Annotated in this window: 14 protein-coding genes and 1 tRNA gene (1 of these 15 cut by a window edge); 7 read left to right on the top strand and 8 right to left on the bottom strand. The window is 40.4% G+C overall.

The genetic code is table 11. The features are described from left to right. The first annotated feature begins 2 nt into the window (after positions 1–2). The 3 genes from LEP1GSC190_RS08055 to LEP1GSC190_RS08045 are packed head-to-tail and all read left to right on the top strand — an operon-like array spanning position 3 to position 2055. Positions 3–515, top strand: coding sequence for a chemotaxis protein CheW (locus LEP1GSC190_RS08055; protein WP_002761034.1), 513 nt, complete (start codon positions 3–5; stop codon positions 513–515). Further along, positions 512–1009, top strand: coding sequence for a chemotaxis protein CheD (locus tag LEP1GSC190_RS08050; RefSeq protein ID WP_002761032.1), 498 nt, complete (start codon positions 512–514; stop codon positions 1007–1009). The genes LEP1GSC190_RS08055 and LEP1GSC190_RS08050 overlap by 4 nt, the downstream gene beginning before the upstream one ends. Further along, the gene (locus LEP1GSC190_RS08045; protein WP_002761110.1) at positions 1006–2055 is read left to right on the top strand and encodes a protein-glutamate methylesterase/protein-glutamine glutaminase; all 1050 of its coding nucleotides are present in this window, start codon (positions 1006–1008) and stop codon (positions 2053–2055) included. The genes LEP1GSC190_RS08050 and LEP1GSC190_RS08045 overlap by 4 nt, the downstream gene beginning before the upstream one ends. A 141-nt stretch (positions 2056–2196) precedes the next feature. Here LEP1GSC190_RS08045 and LEP1GSC190_RS08040 read toward each other — a convergent pair whose 3' ends face one another. From LEP1GSC190_RS08040 to LEP1GSC190_RS08020, 5 genes are all read right to left on the bottom strand, one after another. Continuing rightward, positions 2197–4944, bottom strand: a complete 2748-nt coding sequence (locus LEP1GSC190_RS08040; protein WP_004280466.1) for an ATP-binding protein — start codon at positions 4942–4944, stop codon at positions 2197–2199. A gap of 5 nt (positions 4945–4949) precedes the next feature. Then, positions 4950–6602, bottom strand: coding sequence for an acyl-CoA carboxylase subunit beta (locus LEP1GSC190_RS08035; protein ID WP_004280435.1), 1653 nt, complete (start codon positions 6600–6602; stop codon positions 4950–4952). A gap of 91 nt (positions 6603–6693) precedes the next feature. Then, positions 6694–7023, bottom strand: coding sequence for an STAS domain-containing protein (locus LEP1GSC190_RS08030; RefSeq protein WP_002761012.1), 330 nt, complete (start codon positions 7021–7023; stop codon positions 6694–6696). Next, on the bottom strand, positions 7007–9817 hold the full coding sequence (locus tag LEP1GSC190_RS08025; RefSeq protein WP_002760974.1) for a SpoIIE family protein phosphatase: 2811 nt from the start codon (positions 9815–9817) through the stop codon (positions 7007–7009). The genes LEP1GSC190_RS08030 and LEP1GSC190_RS08025 overlap by 17 nt, the downstream gene beginning before the upstream one ends. Before the next feature lie 10 nt (positions 9818–9827). Next, on the bottom strand, positions 9828–10136 hold the full coding sequence (locus LEP1GSC190_RS08020; RefSeq protein WP_002726873.1) for a hypothetical protein: 309 nt from the start codon (positions 10134–10136) through the stop codon (positions 9828–9830). A 63-nt stretch (positions 10137–10199) separates the two neighbouring features. Here LEP1GSC190_RS08020 and LEP1GSC190_RS08015 point away from each other — a divergent pair. From LEP1GSC190_RS08015 to LEP1GSC190_RS08000, 4 genes are all read left to right on the top strand, one after another. Next, positions 10200–10272, top strand: a tRNA-Ala gene (locus LEP1GSC190_RS08015). Between the two features lie 119 nt (positions 10273–10391). Next, positions 10392–11030, top strand: a complete 639-nt coding sequence (locus LEP1GSC190_RS08010; RefSeq protein WP_002761078.1) for a hypothetical protein — start codon at positions 10392–10394, stop codon at positions 11028–11030. Between the two features lie 61 nt (positions 11031–11091). Next, complete coding sequence (gene def, locus LEP1GSC190_RS08005) at positions 11092–11628, top strand: peptide deformylase (RefSeq protein WP_036035093.1); 537 nt, start codon at positions 11092–11094, stop codon at positions 11626–11628. A 13-nt stretch (positions 11629–11641) separates the two neighbouring features. Continuing rightward, positions 11642–14884, top strand: coding sequence for an efflux RND transporter permease subunit (locus LEP1GSC190_RS08000; protein WP_004280093.1), 3243 nt, complete (start codon positions 11642–11644; stop codon positions 14882–14884). A 94-nt stretch (positions 14885–14978) separates the two neighbouring features. On the opposite strand, the gene LEP1GSC190_RS07995 is transcribed toward LEP1GSC190_RS08000, so the two are convergent. The 3 genes from LEP1GSC190_RS07995 to queG form a co-directional block, all read right to left on the bottom strand. After that, entirely contained in the window at positions 14979–16091 is a 1113-nt protein-coding gene (locus LEP1GSC190_RS07995; protein WP_002761043.1) for a PepSY-associated TM helix domain-containing protein, read from the bottom strand. 865 nt (positions 16092–16956) lie between these two features. Beyond that, a complete protein-coding gene (locus tag LEP1GSC190_RS07990; RefSeq protein WP_002761151.1) occupies positions 16957–18147 on the bottom strand; it encodes a Kelch repeat-containing protein in 1191 nt (396 codons plus the stop codon). A 182-nt stretch (positions 18148–18329) separates the two neighbouring features. Further along, positions 18330–18713, bottom strand: the 3' portion of a protein-coding gene (gene queG / locus LEP1GSC190_RS07985; RefSeq protein WP_002761006.1) for a tRNA epoxyqueuosine(34) reductase QueG. Its footprint extends 549 nt past the window's final position; 384 of the gene's 933 nt are visible here — the last part of the coding sequence; the start codon falls outside the window, past its right edge — the gene reads right to left on this strand; the stop codon is at positions 18330–18332.

Below are 18713 nucleotides of genomic sequence, written 5' to 3'. Positions count from 1 at the left end.
GGATGAACGCTTTGGAGGAAAATCAGTTTTTGACGTTTTATCTAGGAGAGGAATGTTACGGAATTGGAATATTACATATTAAAGAAATAATTGAGTATTCCGGTTTGACAAACGTCCCCTTAATGCCGGAATTTATTCCGGGAGTCATCAATCTTCGTGGAAATGTGGTCCCCGTCGTGGATCTGAAACATAAGTTCTTTAAGAGTAAAATAGAACCGGATCGTAAGACATGCGTGATCATTGTGGAAATTCATTCGGAACGAAACGGAGACCAAAAAGAAAAAACAGATTTGGGAATTCTTGTTGAATCCGTCAATGAAGTCATTTCGATTCCGGAAAACGATATCGAACCGGCTCCTACTTTCGGTTCCAAGATCAAAGTGGATTTTATTCTAGGAATGGCTAAACAGGAAAGCGGGTTTATCATCATTTTGAACACGGAAAAAATTCTGAACCTAGAAGAACTAACGTCCCTGGAAGAAAACCAATCAGAGATACTCGCAGAAAACGCATGACGGAACCTGATACGGTAAGGGATATATTCCTACAGCCCGGAGGCTTTTGTTGGGGAAGAAGAGATCTGAGAATCAGAACCTTACTCGGCTCTTGCGTATCGATTTGTTTTTGGAATCCCGCTCTTCTCTACGGTGGAATGGCGCACGTTATGCTTCCATATAGATCGAGTTATAGTGCCACTTTGAACGCGAAATACGCTGACGACGCCATTCGATTGTTTTTCGAAAAGATAGAACAGACGGAAGGAAGAGTCGGCCAGTATCAGATAAAACTTTTTGGTGGAGCCTCCATGTTCTCTACGGAAGAGGAAAAACTCCTCGAAATCAAATCCGTTCGAGATATAGGAATGAAAAATATTCGCTCCATTAAGGAATTCTTAAGTAAGAATCGACTCCCGATCACTTCCGAAGACCTGGGAGGATTTTCCCATAGAAGAATTTTCTTTTCCCTTTGGGATGGAGAAATCTATGTGGAAAAACCGGAGTTTTCATGATTCAAGTTTTTATCATCGACGATTCCGCAGTCGTTCGCCAAGTTCTCACACAAATTCTAAATAAGGATCCTGAAATTGAAATCATAGGTTTTGCATCTGATCCTATTTTTGCGTCGGAAAAACTTTCTTCCGTTTGGCCGGACGTTTTTATACTCGACGTGGAAATGCCCCGCATGGATGGAATTTCTTTTTTAAAAAAGATCATGTCGGAAAAGCCAACTCCGGTAATCATATGTTCCACTCTCGCGGAAAAAGAATCCGAGACTGCAGTACTTGCGATGAAATTAGGTGCGATCGATATCATCGAAAAACCCAAGGTCGGATTAAAAAATTTCTTAGAAGAATCGGAAGTTCTTTTTATAGATTCGATAAAAGCGGCATCCGCCTCTAACGCACGGATCAAACTTCATTCTTTTCAGGAGGGCGACTCGCAATTCTTCGAGAATCATAAACAAGCCAAAGCGGATTTTTCCAAAATTAGCACAACAGATAAATTGATCGCGATCGGAACCTCCACAGGAGGAACACAGGCGCTCGAATATATCCTCACCCGGCTGAACATTCACTGTCCCGGAATCGTGATCGTTCAACACATGCCGGAAAAGTTCACTGAGGCGTTCGCCAATCGATTGAATCAAATCTGCGAGATCCAAGTCAAAGAGGCCAAAGATAGAGACAGAATCCAACTTGGTTCCGCATACATCGCGCCCGGTAACAAACACATGGAGATTTATCTAAACGGAGCTCAATTTCACGTTCGTGTGTTAGATGGTCCGCTAATCAATAGACATCGTCCTTCCGTGGACGTACTTTTCAATTCCGTTGCGAAGATTGCGGGTAAAAACGCAAAAGGGATCATTATGACCGGAATGGGTAACGACGGAGCAAATGGACTTTTGAAGATGAAACAAACCGGAGCTTTTACGATTGCACAAGACGAAACTAGCTGTGTGGTTTTCGGTATGCCAAAAGAAGCGATTTTGAAAGGAGCTGTGGATACAATCCTTCCGCTCTCAAAGATTGTGGAAGAGGTTCAATACTTCTAAGAACTCCCGTACACAAATCCCCGTATCGAATATAAAGAAATGGCCCTAAACTAAAAACCGATTTCAAAACCTAAAAAATGTAGGAACTCTTACATTTTTTAGAAGCTGCCGGATCGTTTAGACGGATTTTTGAGATGAGCTCTAAACTAGGCTTAAAGTGGTTTTCCTTTTTCTTTCTGCAATTTCCGCTTCGGTTTCAATATGAATCACTTCGTCTGGAATGATTTTGAAAATCGTCTGACCTTTGGAAATAATCTTTCCGTCGCTGTCATTCAACAAAATCTCTTTTACGGTTCCGCTGAAAGGAGCCGAGATCTTGTTGAACATTTTCATGACCTCTACGATGAAAAGAGGTTGTCCCGCTTTGAAGTGATCTCCTACATTCACCATTGGAGGAAGATCTGGAGCTTCTTTGGAATAAAACATTCCTCCCATTGGAGCTACGATCTCGTCAGAACTTGCCTTCGGAGGAGGAGCTAGAAACTTAATGAAAGCGTCTCTTGTTTCGGCCTTTCTGAATTCTTCCGGAATGATGGCTTCCAGCTTTTCATCCATTTCCAAATTGTAAAATCCGGAGTTTAGCCCGGCAGAAGGAAGAAGTTTGAGTAGTTCTAAACCCGCCTGAAAACCGTTATGCGATTGAAAAACGGAAGGTAAAATTTCCAAGTCAATTCCGGAAATCGTTTTACCGGAATTTAAATTTATAACAAGTTCGATCGAATCCGCGGCAATCCCAGTTCTTTTAGAAAGTTCTCGATAGAAAGAAAGGGCCTTCTGAAGAATTTCATTGTCATGATCCCAGATCTGTTCGGAAGGAGAAAGATTCGGATCCGCTTCCATATTCAGATAATGGTAGAGATCCGAAAGCACATAAATCGGATTTCGGAGCCATTCGATCTTAGAACCAGAAATTTTCCAGGAATGATTCAAATGAAACCCTATGAATCCCGCAACCAGGTGAGCATCTTTGAGTAACTTGCTGATCGGTCTAGTAATAAGAGTCAACTTTCTTCCTAAAACTTTCTTCACTTCAGAAGAGGTGGCTTCAGAAATTACTTTTTTCCAAGCGATCTCCAGATCCACGTCTTTCACGATCTTTTCCAGAGCACCTACTCCCGCAAGATAGGAAATCATAAACGCAGTGGAAGGTTTAAACATTGCGTCTTTTCCGAGAATCCAATGGATCAAACCGTAATGAACCAAAAGGTTTGTTTGAAGATCGTATCCTCTGAGTTCCGTTTTTCTCAAAATATCACTGAGGCGGATCAAATTATCCGTACGGTTTTCGCCGTGAGAGATGAGGAGTGCAATGTTGGAATCGTAAGCGCCTGCTACTTTATAATGTACGAATAGACCCATATCCGGATTCCGGATACTGATTCCTTGGTCGTCTCGGATTTCATCCGAAAGAGGTTTGGACCAGTTTATGATAACTCCACCCGCGTGCGGCTGGATTGCTTTGTTGGTCGCATTAATACGAACTTCCGCTCCGGAAGAAAATTTTAGGATTCTTTCCGGTTTTGGAAGCCTTTTTCCGTGAAGAGAAAGAAGAGCCATCGCCTCAATTAAACTGTCCACTACGAAAAATTCGTTCGGATTTTCAGGATTCTTAAACTTCAAAGAATACACCATTTCAGTGACTCTGTGTTCCACCTGAATCCGAGTGTTCACTTCCATGAAGAAATGATTGGTTCCTTCCACAATGGACTCAAAAGTGGAAACGCTATTCAACTTTACGGCCACTCCAAAACGTTCAGACTGTTCTTCCATTTCCCGAAGAACTTTCAAATCTCCTTTGAGAACCTCCGCTTTTTTCGGATGGGTTGTCGAACAAGAAGCGATTTCCCTTTCGAGCAACTCTTGAGTAAGAGAAAGTTCAAGAAGCTTTTGTTCGTGCATCTGAACGGAACAATCCCTGCCTCCCAGGGCCAAACACCATTCTCCATTTCCTATGAGCTGTATCTCGTTGTGTCTTGTGTTCTCGATGTTCAACTCGATTAGGAAGTTTTTATTCGTCCCAGGAGCGGTCACTTTCGACTCGGAAAGAATTTCTTGAACAGCGCTTTTTACTTCCTCGATTTTGGAAACGACCCTTTGTCCCTTTCCACCGCCTCCGCCGATGTACTTAAAACGAATTCTATTCTTAGGGTATTTCTCCCAAATTTTCTTCGTTTCTTTTTCCGCTTCAACTTGAAGATCGGCAATCGTGACGAGCTCTATAATTTTAGAATATCCTAATTCTAGCAAGTTCTCTGCGTTTACTTCCAAAGAAACGGAAGAATCAAAACTGAAATCGATTCCTTTTTCCTTTGCAAGTTTTTCAAGAGCTTTTGCATCAGGAGCTTTCGTTAAAAGCGCAAGAGAAGAAATATTATCCACACCGGGAGTTACTGACACGTCGAGTTTTCTTGCGATCTTTTTAGCCGCGTCTTTAGAACCAGCTTGGTTTGCAACATAGGAAGCAGGTCCCATAAAAACAACTCCGCTCTTTTCGATCGCTTCGATAAACTCGGAATCTTCCGCCATAAAACCGTATCCGGCAAAAATATGAGTGTATTTGTTGTCCTTTGCAATGGAGATAATTTGCTTAATTCTCTCCACTTTTTCTTCTTTACCCACTCCCATATAATCCGGAACACGATGGATATTATTCGGAAAACGAAACCCTCTGAGTTCCGGTGCGAGAGCCATGGGATAAACGACCGAATCTTTTTCGGAAAGAAGAATTCCATATTCCCTGATACCGATCGAATCGAAAATTTCCATCGCTTCTTTCCGGACTGGTCCCCGACATACGATCAGACATTTGATCGATTCCAAAGAGAAGGAACGGATCCAAGGAGAATTGGATTGATGAAATTGAATGCGATTGTTGTGAAAGTCGATCATGTAGATTACTCAAACTCCCTTTGAGGTCCGGACAATGGAGCCGGTTTATAATGTCGAATTAAATAATCCAGATTTTGAAAGAGAATACTTCTGGTTGTTCCGGGAAGAACAATTCTGGAAACAGAACCCAATGAAAGGGCTTCTTTTGGGTTCATCAGTTCCCTTTCGTATTGTGTGGAAAGCGTTTGAAGCTTTTTATCCCGAATTATGATGGCCTCTTTTTCGGACATCCCCTTCTTTACGTTTTCCTGATATTCTTTTTGGATCGAGGATACTTCGTCCTTGTAGACGTAGTCTTTACCCGCTGGCCCCATCACCGCAATCCTAGCAGTAGGAAGCGCGAATACCATATCCGCTCCTGTGTGATACGAGTTAAAACAAGCGTAAGCTCCTCCGAACGCATTTCTAATAATCAAAGTTAGACGAGGAGTACGGATATCAATGATGGAATCTAAAAGTTTTCTTCCTTCAAGAACGATCCCGTTTTGTTCTTGTTCTTTTCCAGGTAAAAAGCCTGTCGTATCCTCCAAGAAAACGATTGGTATATTATAGAGGTTGCAGAAACGGATAAACCTGGTTCCTTTTCTCGCCGCGCCAATATCAATCTGTCCGGAAGAAACGGCGGAGTTGTTTGCTACAAATGCTATCACATGCCCACCGATTCTTCCAAAGGCGGTGACTAAGTTTCTGGAACGTTGTCCCTGGATTTCGAAGTATTGTCCGTGATCACAGATGTTTTGCAAATACAAAGTGATATCGAAAGGAGTGTTCATTCCCGTAGGAGAATTAAAGGTTTTCTTAAATAGAATCTCTTCTTCGTAGATAAATCGATCCGTGGGATCGGAAGTAGCATGAAACGGTGCAAAAGAATGATTGTTATCCGGTAGATAAGAAAGCAAACGAAGCGCGGTTCTAAGAGATCCCAACTCGTCACCGGTTACGATATCAACCACTCCACTCTGCCCATGAACTTTGGGGCCGCCTAAATCATCCGCGGAGATATCTTCGCCTAAGACCGATTTAACGACTCCGGGCCCCGTTAAACCGAAGAAAGTATTATCACATTGGATCATAAACGATCCTTGACGGGGAAGATAAGCCCCTCCTCCCGCATTGAATCCGAACATGAGCATCAAACTTGGAATGACTCCGCTGATTTTTCGAAGCGCAGTAAATGCCTCGCTATAACCATCCAACCCACCCACTCCCGCAGGAACATACGCTCCCGCAGAATCGTTCATTCCGATCAAAGGAATTCCGTGCTCTCCCGCCATATAGATCAATCTGGCAAGCTTACTTCCGTTAGTCGCATCCATCGAGCCTGCACGAAGGGTGAAATCGTGACCGTAAACCGCCACGTCTCTACCGTTAATGTTTAAAATTCCGGTAACCAGAGAAGCTCCATCCAAACTTTTTCCCCAGTTTTGATAAAGGATGTTGGGTTCTTTTTCCGTAAGAACCTTGATTCTTTCCCAGACAGTCATCCTTTCTTTGGAATGTTGAACGAGGATTCTGTCGACTCCTCCCCCCGCTAACGGTTTGTTGAGGAGTTCTTTTCCTAACTCGTTTGCCTCTTCGTAAAGACCACGGGTTTTAAGAACATCAGGTTCGGTCGTGGATTGGAATGGATTTTCCAGTGAATACTTTGCTTCGGACATGCGAGAACCTTTCAATGAAATAAAATAAATCCAGTTTTTAAGGAGAGGATTCTCAGGAAAGTTAAATTCGGTCTTGGTGCGTCGGGGGAAGCTATTTTATGGCAGATTCGAGGGTTTCAAAAATGCTGAACATAGAATTCATATCGATGATTTCAAAAACTTTTTTCACCGCTGGTTTGATTCCGGCGAGCCTGAACTCGACATCTTTTTCTTTACAAATTCGGAGAGCGGCAACGATGATTCTAAGTCCTGCAGATGATACGAATTCAACGGAAGAAAGATCTAAAACTAATATACGAGAAACTCCCGTTTTGACCTGATCCATAAACGCGGACTCGATTTTATGTGTGTTATGAACGTCTAGGTTTCCGATTAAATGAATGATCTTGGAATGATTCTTAATTTCAGAAGTTATTTCCATTCGAGGCCTTATTTTGAAAATTCTTTTTGAGAACTAAAACGTTCTTTCCGCCTTCGCTAGAATAATCGACCGAATCCATAAGTTTTTCGATCAGATAAACTCCGAATCCACCTTTTCTTTTTCCGCTCAGATTGTCCTCAATCGAAGGTTTTTGAACTTCCTTTCTCTGAAAGGCTTTCCCGGAATCAATTAATACAATAGTAATCCAATCGCCTGTAAAGCGTATTTTACATTCGAACTTTGGATTTTTTAGACTCGTATTCTCATAACCGTGCATTACTATATTCGTACCGGCTTCGTCGCAAGCTAAAAGAATATCGTCTTTCTGAGCTTCCTCCAAATTTCTAACCTTAATCGTTTCATAAACGAACTCTCTGAACAGAGGAATCGACGAAATATTCGCCTCAAAAGTCCGAGAGAATTGATAGTTGTCATTGAATTTTAAGATCATCACCGTAAAGTCGTCAAAGAGTTGGGAGGTTCCCGAAAATTCTCGTACGAGTCCAAAAAGTTCTTCGACGATTTGCCCCGAAGGAAGGTGTTTTCTTGCGACGATTTCCCGTATCATTCTTTCTAAACCGAACTCTTCGTCTTTCGCATTTTTTTCTTCAATTGCTCCGTCAGTATAAAGAATCACCATATCCCCCGGTTCTACAATCAAACTTCCTCCTTTGTAGTTAGCAGATGGAATCACTCCCAGAGGAGGACCGGAAGCTTTGATGAGTTCCCAGGAATCGTCCTTTCGAATCAAAACCTGCTCGTTGTGACCCGCTGACGCGTAATCCAAAGTAAAGATCGCGGGATTGTAATGAATGAAAAACGTAGTCACAAACATTCCGTTATGCGAATCTTCGTAGATGAGAGCGTTTCCTTGTCTAAGAATCTCCTCCGGATCTAAATCGTGATTTCTGGCAAGCGTACGAATGATGGAAGAACTCATAGCCATAAAAATCGCGGCAGGAAGACTTTTTCCAGATACGTCCGATACGAGAAAAGAATACTGTCCATCTTGATATTGATAATAATCGTAAAAGTCACCCGAAACTTCCTTAGCAGGAACGGACTTAACTCCTATATCAAAGTTGGAATGAAACGTTTTCAATTCGGGAAGAATATTTTTTTGAATTTCCCTTGTGATCTCAATCTCTCTCTGCAAGGAATGTTGCATCGCTTTTCTGGAAATCATCTCATTCTGAAGTTTTAACGTTTCGTGTCCTCTCGCGATCAAGGATGCAAAGGTTTGTAACAGTCTGAGATGAGAATGATTATACGAAAGTTTATCCACCCGATCCGAAACGGTAATTACTCCAAAAGCATTTCTACCTTGCTGTGTAAGAGGAAGAACGATGTAAGACCCTTTGAGATACTCCAAGTCCAGTTCGTGATCGAATGCAAAATCCTGAATATCTTCTTTGACCGTCGTTGTCTCCTGCTTTATGGAACGATGAATAAAACTGTTATGATAATTTGTAGTTCTAAAAATTTCCACATTCCTTTCGGCATTACATACAATCGAAGTGAGAATTCCCATTTTTCGATTGATGAGAAAAATTCCGGTCTTACCCGCATCCATCTCGTTGTGTATTACCGGAATGGAATGTTTCATCAAATCCGCCTGGCTTTTAGCGGAAGAAACCACCTGCGAAAGCTCGAACAAACTCCCTAGCTCCGACACTTTTTTTCGAAGATCTTTGTTTGCATCCTCCAAATTCTGTAAAAGTTCGGTCTTTTGAATCGCAAGTGCGGAAGTCCCCGAAAAACTTAAAAAAAGTTCCAGATCCTCCTCTGTAAAAAAAGTTCGATCAATCGTATTGATCGCCTCGATGACCCCGATCACTTGACCTTCCACCAAAAGAGGGGCGGCCATGATATTTCTCGTCACAAAATGAGAAGCCTTATCTACTTCCCGATAAACTAGGGGATCGTTCGTCGCGTCATTGATGATCATCGGTTTTTTATCTCGAACGACCATTCCCGCGACACCTTTTCCGACGGGAACCCGAACCTTCGTAACCTCATCTCTCTTTTCTCCCAAAACCGTATGGAAATAAAGATATTCCTTCGTATCGTCTAAAAGAAGAACGCTACATGCTTCGGTTCGAAATACGGATTTGGAAGACAGCATGATTGCTTCCAAAAGTTGGGAAAGATCCAAGGATTTATTAATCAACCCAGAAACTCGAATGATTTCGGTTAACAAAAAGTCGAAACGATCAGTTTGTTTTCGAATCTGCACAGACTCAAGAGCAACCCTCGAAGTGGTCATGAGGGAAAGAACAACTAAAGAGGATTCTCCCGAAATGAAAGACTCTTCCAAAAGATCGGATATGATTCGAGCAGTAGTTTTTAAATGTACAAGATCGGATTCTCTAAATTCCCCTCCTTCTGATCTTCCGATAAAGATCGTTCCAAATATTTTCTTCTGATCTTCTGAAGAAGAAGCCCCCAATTCTCCAACATGCAACACACAACAGATCGAATTTTGTTCTAAAGAGGGAATTAACTTACTGAGGCTGTCTCCTTTTTTAAGATTGAAGTTTTGACCGGTTTTAAAACAAAATTCGGAGACTAGCCTTGCCTCTTCGACCATGTTTGAAGGGAGATTTTCATAGATGGACTTGAGAGTCCCATCTTTTAAACGAAAACCGAATATTCCAAATTGTGCGGATGTTAGGCGAACAAGTTCTGTGAGAAGAGATTGAAAAACAACCGTCAGACCTGGATTATTTTCCAGATAGAGATTTCCATCAGAATCCTGTCTGAGGAGGGAATCCTGTTTCTTACTTGAGATCAAAGCGAAGCTTCTAGCCGGATTGAAACTTTAAGGATTCTTCTCTCAGTTTTTTATTAGCATTTTCCAGCTCTTTAATACGAGACAAGGCTCCCATCAATTCTTCACGAGAAAGATTAGTAACCAAATTGGTGGCATCGAAAGCTTCTCTAACATCCTTGAGTTCTTTTCCGGAATACTGAATGATCCCTTCGTACATACGGATGATTTCATCCGCATTCTTCAACTCCTGTTCGTTGAGCCTTAAAACTTTTTCATAACCTTTGATGATATCGTTTTGGATCTTTAATTTTTTTTGTAAATCTTCAATCGATTCACTCATCCTAAACCGCTCCTACATTTATTATTGACTTCAAAGAAATTGGTAAAAACTTGATTCTCAAGCGGGGACGTAGCTCAGTTGGGAGAGCGTTTGAATGGCATTCAAAAGGTCGGGGGTTCGATTCCCCTCGTCTCCACATTCGACTTACCACCATTTGAGTTTTTAGACTTTCGATTCTCTCTGTCAAACTCTTTTAGGACTTTTGCCCTATAGAAAGTTCGGCAAAGAAATGGAAATCCGTATTTTAGATCCATTATGTCCGACCTAGTCCGAATCGTTCGGTTTGAAACCGAAAATACAAACTCACTCGTTCTCATTCCGGAACTTAAATTTTTCGGTAGGACATTAGATGAGGAGGCTTTTCTTTCTTCCTTTTCCGTGCGAATTTTCGAATTTCCTACAAACCCGATGCAGATCAGGTTTCCAAAATTCGAAGAATGTATCGATCTATTATCTCGGGAAATTCTAGATTCGAAACGAAAGGTCAAATTAATAGGAGAAGGTTTGTTTTCCGGAATGGTTTTCGAGCTTCTAAAGAAATGTCCGCAAGCGATCGAAGCGGCTTATATTCTCAATCCCCCTCTTTCTCAAAACGAAGAGAACTTTCTCTGGTTTTCAAAAAGCGCGGAATGGATTTTAGAACGTTTTCCCTGGTTTTTGTTTTCGAAAGAACTTCATTCTTTTTACGAATCTTTAGAAAAAAATTTTCAATACGGTTTTGCGAATTCCGACCGATTGCCCACAATCGTTTTTACAAAAAATTCTGGAAAGATTGCAAAACAAATTAAGACCTTCGGAAATAGGATCGAAAGGTTTCCGATTTTCAGAATCGAGACTTCGGATTCCAAATCCGCGCAAACTCTCCTGAAAAATTTGATCGTGAAAATTCTTTAGAAGATCCGATTTCTTGTGTCCAAAAAAAGTCAAAATTTAAGATAGAACCTGGTTTTTAAGTATGTCAGTCAGAAAAATTTTAAGGATGGGGGATCCAATTCTCCGTCAAGTTTCAAAACCCGTCACGGAAAATGAACTTCAAACAAAAGAATTCAAAAAACTCATCCGAGATATGTTCGATACGATGCGTCACGCGGAGGGTGTGGGACTAGCGGCTCCTCAGATCGGAATCTTGAAGCAGATCGTAGTTGTAGGTTCCGAAGAGAATGAACGTTATCCGGGCACTCCGGACGTTCCCGAACGTGTAATTTTAAATCCGGTTATCACTCCTCTTACAAAAGATACTTCCGGTTTTTGGGAGGGTTGCCTTTCCGTACCTGGAATGCGAGGTTACGTGGAAAGACCGAATAAAATTAGAATGCAATGGATGGACGAAAAAGGGAATCAATTTGACGAGACGATAGACGGTTATAAAGCAGTCGTCTATCAGCACGAATGTGATCATCTTTCGGGAATTCTTTATGTGGACCGTTTAAAGGACACAAAACTGTTCGGTTTCAATGACACTCTCGATTCCGGCAGAAACGTTTTAGATTAAAAAAACAAAATATATGAAATCACTAGTCGAATACTTTCTCTCTAAAAGTATCTTTGTAAATCTCCTTACCTTTTTAATTATTCTGATCGGGGGCTTTACCGCCGTAAAAATGAATCGAGAGGCGTTTCCGAATATCAACTTCGACATTGTAAGCGTCGTAACCGTATTTCCAGGCGCCTCGCCCGCCGAGATCGAAAAACTTGTCACAAAACCTTTGGAAGAGGCGATCAAAGAAGTGGATGGAATCAAAGAATTCAGATCCGCCTCGATCGAAAATCGCTCTGGTATCGTGATTACTTTAGATCCGGATTCCAAAGACACTCAGAAAGTCGTGGATGACGTAAAGTCCGCAATCGATCGAGTGGAAGACCTTCCTGAAGAGGCAGAGGATCCTCTCGTTGCAGAAATCACAACGTCTAGACAACCCGTCATTGAAATCGATATCAGTCTGAAATCGAACGATTCGAGCATCGAGGCAGAAAAACATCTCAAAGCGCAAGCGAAAGTTGTAGAACAGGCTTTGGAAGATATTCCAGGTGTTGCTAGAATTTCCAAACGAGGCTGGAGAGATACGGAAATGCAGGTAGACATTAATCCGATGGCGATGTTTTCCAAATATCTCACAAGTCAGGATATCATCTTTGCATTAAAAAATCGTAATATTAACTTTCCTGGCGGAAATATCGCCGGAAACCAAAAAGAAATCATCCTAAGAACCATCGGAGAATTCGATTCTCCCCAAGAAATTGAGGAAGTTCACATTCGTTCCAACGAAGTAGGGAATTCAATTCGGATCGACCATGTGGCAAGAGTCACCGAAGGTCTGAAAGAAGCCGAATATCTGGATAAGGTTAACGGGAAAAAAACGATCGCCTTGACTGTCATCAAGCGGGAAAAGGCCGACGCGATTTTAGTCGTAGACGAAGCTAAAAAAATTATCGAAGAATTTAAGAAAAGTTCCAAAGAAGAATTCGAATACGCGTTCGTAAACGATCTTTCCAAATATATTCGAAGAAGACTAGGAGTACTACTTTCCAACGCAATCGGCGGACTTATTCTAGTTACGGCTTCCTTATTCTTATTTTTGGGATGGAGAGTCGCTTTAATGACCGCCCTCGGAATCCCGGTTTCTTTCGGGGCCACGTTCATCGTCATGAATTACCTAGGCCTTACCCTAAATCTGATTTCCATGTTCGGCTTGATTATCGTTGTGGGGATCCTCGTCGACGACGCGATCATCATCTGTGAAAACGTGTACCGTTATATGGAAGAAGGAATGCCAGTTTACGAAGCCGCGTTAAAGGGAACCAGCGAAGTAATAGATCCTGTTACGGCTACTGTAACGACTACCGTGGCGGCCTTTGCCCCAATGCTTTTTATGACGGGAATTTTTGGAAAGTTCATCTACAGTATCCCTCTAGTCGTAATCATTGCGTTACTTGCTTCTCTTTCGGAAGCGTTTTTTATTCTTCCTTCCCACTTATACGATATCAACAAGCATAAATTTCATTCAGGCGAAATCAAGGAAGAGAGTGGATGGTTCTATAAACTCAAAGTCAACTATTACCTTCCTCTTTTAAAGTTTTCTCTTAAACATAGACTTCAGATTTTTATCTACCTGTTTGCAATGCTCGTGGGAAGTTTTGCGCTTTTCGCAGTTTTTGGAAAGTTTAAACTTTTCCCCGGCTCCGTGGACGTATTCCAGATTAAACTTACGGGCCAAACAGGGATGTCTCTTCAGGAAATGGAACGATTCACCCACGTTTTAGAAATGGAGCTTGCAAAAATTTCCAAAGTAGAAATTGAAAATTACGTAACTAGAGTAGGAATCATTCAAAAAGATCCGAACGATCCTTTCACCAAACGAGGAAAACATTACGGTCAAATTCTCGTATATTTAGCGCCTGAAGAAAATAGAAAAAGAACAACCGACACGATCATTTCGGAAGTAAGAGAAAAAACGATCTGGCTTTTGAATGAAAAATCCGTGAAAGTACTTGAGGAAACTCGTAAAAAAGAAGCAGAAAAGAAAAAAGAAGAATACAAACCTTTCAATTTAAACACATTCCCTTCCGAATTTTCGCGTTTTAAAGGACAACTTTCCGTTTTGGATTTTGAAAAAATTTCAGGAGGTCCTCCCGTTGGAAAACCTGTGGCGATCGAAATTCGTGGAGACGACTATGACGATTTGATTCGAATCGGAGAAGAATACAAAGCGGTGATGGCTAAGGTTCCGGGCATTACGGATATTGGAGACGATTTTAACGAAGGTAAGGACGAAATTAGAATCAAGGTAAACGAATCTCTCGCTTCAACTGCGGGAGTTTCCGTGTTCAAAGTAGCGCAGGCGATCAACACAGCATTTCAAGGAACCGTAGCCACAAAGATTAAACGGGCCGACGAAGAAATAGAAGTTAAGGTTCGTTTTCCGGAAGAGGTAAGAAAATCCATTGGATCTCTTAACAATATCTTTGTAAGCAATCAACTAGGAAAACTCATTCCGGTATCCAGGCTGATTACTTATGTTCGCGAACCCGGTTTGGCAAACATCAATCATTTGGACGGTAAGCGTCTTCTCACCGTTACGGCTAACTTGGATGAAAGTAAAACCGATACAAGAAGAGCTAACGCGGAAATTGCAAAACTTTCCAGAGGAATCATAGATAAGTATCCCGGTTATCGAATGCGTTTCGGTGGAGAAAACAAAGATACGGAAGAATCACTTACAAGTTTAGGGAGAGCCTTTCTAATTGCATTCATTATCATCTTCATGATTCTCGCTTCCCTATTTCGTTCCGTGATTCAGCCAGTAATCGTAGTGAGTTCTATTCCGTTTTCTTTGATCGGAGTAATTTTAGCGTTTATTCTTCATGGGGAGTATTTCGGATTTCTTGCCTTTTTAGGAATTGTCGGACTCGCGGGAGTTGTAGTAAACGATTCCATAGTTCTCGTAGATTTTGCCAATCAGTTAAAGTTGGAAAAACCGGGAGAAGACATAGATTCGATTCTGATCGAGACCGGACTGTTACGACTCAGGCCTGTAGTTTTAACAACGGTGACAACGGTTTTAGGATTACTTCCTACTGCCTATGGTATCGGAGGACGAGACCCATTCCTCGTTCCAATGGCTCTTGCCTTTGGATGGGGACTTGCTTTTTCTTCCTTTTTGACCTTGGTTGCGGTTCCAGTTTTATACAAAACGGTTCACAATGTTCAGTTAAGAATGAATCGTTTATCTTCCAAATTCAGGATATAGTCGTTTTTCTACAGGAGCTACCGACGTTTATTTTAGTAGTTAGAGCCAGTGGGATAGTGTGGCCTTGTCTATGAAATGTAATCTGTGAGGATTCCTACATTTTTAGGAAATAAATCTTTCGTTTTTTCCTCGATTTTTTTGAGTTTCGTTTTGAGATAAAAATTCCTATTCCAGAAAGGTATAAAACTCCAGGGGCACATCCCAAAATCACCCAAAGGATTTTTGTGAACATTCCCCCGAATGTTCCAAAATGAATAGGGCGAAACGAATCCACAATTTTATAAAATAGATTTTCATTCGAAAGATGAAACATCTTTAGCATCTTTCCTGATTCCGAGTCGAAGATAAAATAGGAACCGAACCGACTTCGAAACGGATTTTGCTCTTTCTCAGTTCCATAAAACTGAATCGGATCTTTTTCATGATGATGAGGAAAAGAAATAAACCCCAAACGAAAGCCGGGTATTTGATCGATAGCATCTCGTAATAAAACATTCATTGAAATGGATTGGTTGAAAAAACTTCCGATTTTTTTTTCCTCTGAAAACCCGCGAGCCAAAAGTCCGGCGGTAGATTGTACACTCCACCAAGCTCCCGTAAAACCCAAAACCAAATTGAAGATTAGAGTAAACACTCCGACTAATTTATGAAAATCCGAAAAATATGTTCTAAACGATTGGGTCGTTCTGAGTCGGAATAAATTTTGCCAAATACCCCGATAGAGAATTATCCCACTGATTCCTTGAAAAACAAATATAACTCCCAAAATTCCAGTCAAAAAGTACCCGAAACTACCCATAAACAAAGTATAATGTAAATTTAATATCCAACCATAAAAAGAATCAGAAAGATTCTCGGCAAGTTTTCCTAAAATTTTTCCAGTATAAGGATTTAATAAAATTACAAATTCCTTCTTTTGATCCGAATCTAGAAAGTGAAGCCAAACTTGATCTGGTTGATTTCGTTTTTCCGAAAGTAACCAGCCAGCCAAAGCGTGGGAAGGAAGAGCTTGATTTAATTTTTCTCGAAGCGTGTCTATGCTCAGGCGCTCTGTTCCGTCTGTAACATACCACTGATTCGGATGCAATAGCTGATCAATTTCATGTCCAAAGACCAAAAGAGAACCGCTTAAACCGATCACGACTAAAAATAACCCGCTCCAAATTCCTACTAGAGAATGTAATTTATATAATTTCTTTCGATTCATAGGCACTTCCTGCCAAATGAATTCAAAATTAGGAATCCCATCTCAAAAACAGTTCAACCACGATAATAAATTTTTATACTGCATTTCTGGTATTCTTAAGAACCAAAACACAATACAAGCTTTGAAAATTCAGAGATTGTTACAAGTCAATTTTTGATTTTAGGTCTCAACATCAAAAATTAACTTTTTATTATGGCTCCTCCTAGACAGAAACGTATTGGGTAAACCATCGGAACTCTGCAAAAAAACAAACTTTGGGTTTTCTTTTAGTTTGAGAAATTCGAATAAAACCAACAGAAAAAAATTAAAGAAAGAAGCGCAGAACCACACTCTTTTACAACTACACTTCGATCGCTGGTACGGAGAAATCTCCAGATAACAAAAATAATTGGATTGGTAAAAGAAAGTAGGAGTTCCTACATTCTAACGTTTTGAGAAAGACTTCTCTATTTTAAATTTAAAACTTATAAAACTTTTTGTTAAATGAGCAGAATTGGTTTATTTCCTATCAAAAACCTATCTCTATGAAAATAACGAAGCATCCATTTCCTCATTTAAAAATTTACTTGAAACACTGAGCGTTTCCTCACCTAAAAACCTACATCAGGCAATATGGTCGAAAATGCTCATAACGCTACTTTCATAATTCGGCGGTCTATAAGTCAAAATTCAAACAGAAATTTCATATTTGTACCGAACATACTTTGCAAACATCACAAGAAAGTTCAAATGAGAGTCTTCTCATATTTCGATTTGCAATGAACCCGAATTAGATCCCGGAGAAGGAATATCTTGTCCTTCAAATTTTCACTATTATACCTTGATACAAAAGTTAAAAAAAATTCCATTATAGGCAAGAAACAACCTAACGCAATCGTTCGGTATCACGCGCATAGCCACTTGCATCGATTCCACCATAGATCAAAACGGAACCATCAGGCAATACTGTCGAAAAATGTTCATAACGCGGTTTTCGCAATGGGGTGATAGAACACCAACGATCCTTGTTTGGGATGTAACGAAAATTATTGTTTACAAAACCTTGGTTTCTTCCACCGACCCATAAAATGGAACCGTCCGTTAAACGATTTAAAGTAAAATGTGATCTTGATTCTGGCATTTTCATCAACTTCCAGATATTCGTAGTAGGATCGTAGATTTCCATCGAATCTAAATAATTGTTAGAATTTCCATTTATAAAATATTGACCTCCGGCTACCAATAACCGTCCATCCGCCAATAAAATCGAAGAATGCTCAAAACGAGGTTGATTTAGAGGTGCAAGTAAACTCCAAGTGTTGGTATTTGGATCAAAAACTTCCACGGAACTGAGGACAGCATTCGATCCCAAACCTCCGGCTGCAAGAACACGGCCGTCATTTAGATGTGTAAGAGTAAACTGACTTCGAAAGAAATTCATAGCATTGGTTTGAGTCCAAGTATTCAGATTCGGATTGTAAAATTCCGCTCCCGATACCACATTTTCATTGTTTGAATTTCCTCCCACCGCAAGAACACGGCCATCTAATAAAAGAATAGTTCGATGTAAAGCCCGTTGTTGATTCATAGGGGCAACATAGTTCCAAGTATTTGTATTTGTATCGAAACGTTCCACAGTGGAAATCAGATCCATATTATCGTATCCTCCGGTTATCAAAACGTCACCGTTTCTCAGAACTGTGGATTGATGATATTCTCTTCCATAATTCAAAGAAGAAATCTGATTCCATACAAATCCATTTGGATTGAAAAATTCAACTCGATCGGATATAGGGTTTAGATTTTCTTCTCCTCCAATAAAAGCGATCTTTCCGTCATTCAAAGTAATTCCGGTTGCACCGCTACGCCCGGTGGCTCCAGGAACAAAATCCGTAGTGCGCAACTCAGAAGAACATTGGTGAGTGAATTCGTCAGAAGAACTCACAAAGTATCCGAGAAGAAACAATAGTTTCTCTCGATCCGTGCCTTTGTCGATTGTATTACAGGAAAAACAAAAAAGAAAAAAAGACACACTAAAATAAAGGAAATGGTTTCGAGAAAAAATCTGCCAATACATATAAATAAATTCCTCACTTAAGTTGAATGCAAATATTATAAGCTGAAAAACAAGTCTAAAAACTTATCTTAAACTCCGAAACAAAGATCAATTTTGCCAAATCAAAAAGGATTCAAAATTTCAAAGTCAAACCTATCATTTAACAATCGAAATAAAATCCAAAAAATCCCGAACTTTTAAAATCATCTTTTTATCATTTTTATATTTCTTTGGTACATTTTAAAACTCATGCGTGATATTGCAGAATCAAAAAAATATTCTTTGAATTCTTGCTCATTAAGAGATAGTAGAGAATCCGAATTCCCTTTAAAATAAGATCGAACTTTAAATTCCTCTACATTCGTTCGAATTCCTTTCTTGTTGGCTCTTACACGATTCCAAGGACAAACATCCTGACAAATATCGCAGCCCGCAAGCCAACCGTGTGTATCGGAAATCCTTTCCGAAGGATCTTCCAGTGTATGATGAGAAATACACTTTCCTGCATCAATTTGATAGGGTTTTAAAGCGCCAGTAGGACATGCATCTATACAAGCTGTGCACGTGCCACAACGATCTTTGACTTG

This window comes from Leptospira mayottensis 200901116, from assembly GCF_000306675.2.
Classification (GTDB): domain Bacteria; phylum Spirochaetota; class Leptospiria; order Leptospirales; family Leptospiraceae; genus Leptospira; species Leptospira mayottensis.
This window is presented reverse-complemented; position numbering and strand designations above follow the sequence as displayed.

What these genes read in the sequence shown, in the direction of transcription:
- def (WP_036035093.1), top strand. Translation starts at nt 11,092, where the DNA reads ATGTCAGTCAGAAAAATTTTAAGGATGGGGGATCCAATTCTCCGTCAA.
- LEP1GSC190_RS08000 (WP_004280093.1), top strand. Translation starts at nt 11,642, where the DNA reads ATGAAATCACTAGTCGAATACTTTCTCTCTAAAAGTATCTTTGTAAAT.
- LEP1GSC190_RS07995 (WP_002761043.1), bottom strand. Translation starts at nt 16,091, where the DNA reads ATGAATCGAAAGAAATTATATAAATTACATTCTCTAGTAGGAATTTGG.
- LEP1GSC190_RS08010 (WP_002761078.1), top strand. Translation starts at nt 10,392, where the DNA reads ATGTCCGACCTAGTCCGAATCGTTCGGTTTGAAACCGAAAATACAAAC.
- LEP1GSC190_RS08045 (WP_002761110.1), top strand. Translation starts at nt 1,006, where the DNA reads ATGATTCAAGTTTTTATCATCGACGATTCCGCAGTCGTTCGCCAAGTT.
- LEP1GSC190_RS08040 (WP_004280466.1), bottom strand. Translation starts at nt 4,944, where the DNA reads ATGATCGACTTTCACAACAATCGCATTCAATTTCATCAATCCAATTCT.
- LEP1GSC190_RS08020 (WP_002726873.1), bottom strand. Translation starts at nt 10,136, where the DNA reads ATGAGTGAATCGATTGAAGATTTACAAAAAAAATTAAAGATCCAAAAC.
- LEP1GSC190_RS08055 (WP_002761034.1), top strand. Translation starts at nt 3, where the DNA reads ATGAACGCTTTGGAGGAAAATCAGTTTTTGACGTTTTATCTAGGAGAG.
- LEP1GSC190_RS07990 (WP_002761151.1), bottom strand. Translation starts at nt 18,147, where the DNA reads ATGTATTGGCAGATTTTTTCTCGAAACCATTTCCTTTATTTTAGTGTG.
- LEP1GSC190_RS08050 (WP_002761032.1), top strand. Translation starts at nt 512, where the DNA reads ATGACGGAACCTGATACGGTAAGGGATATATTCCTACAGCCCGGAGGC.
- LEP1GSC190_RS08035 (WP_004280435.1), bottom strand. Translation starts at nt 6,602, where the DNA reads ATGTCCGAAGCAAAGTATTCACTGGAAAATCCATTCCAATCCACGACC.
- LEP1GSC190_RS08030 (WP_002761012.1), bottom strand. Translation starts at nt 7,023, where the DNA reads ATGGAAATAACTTCTGAAATTAAGAATCATTCCAAGATCATTCATTTA.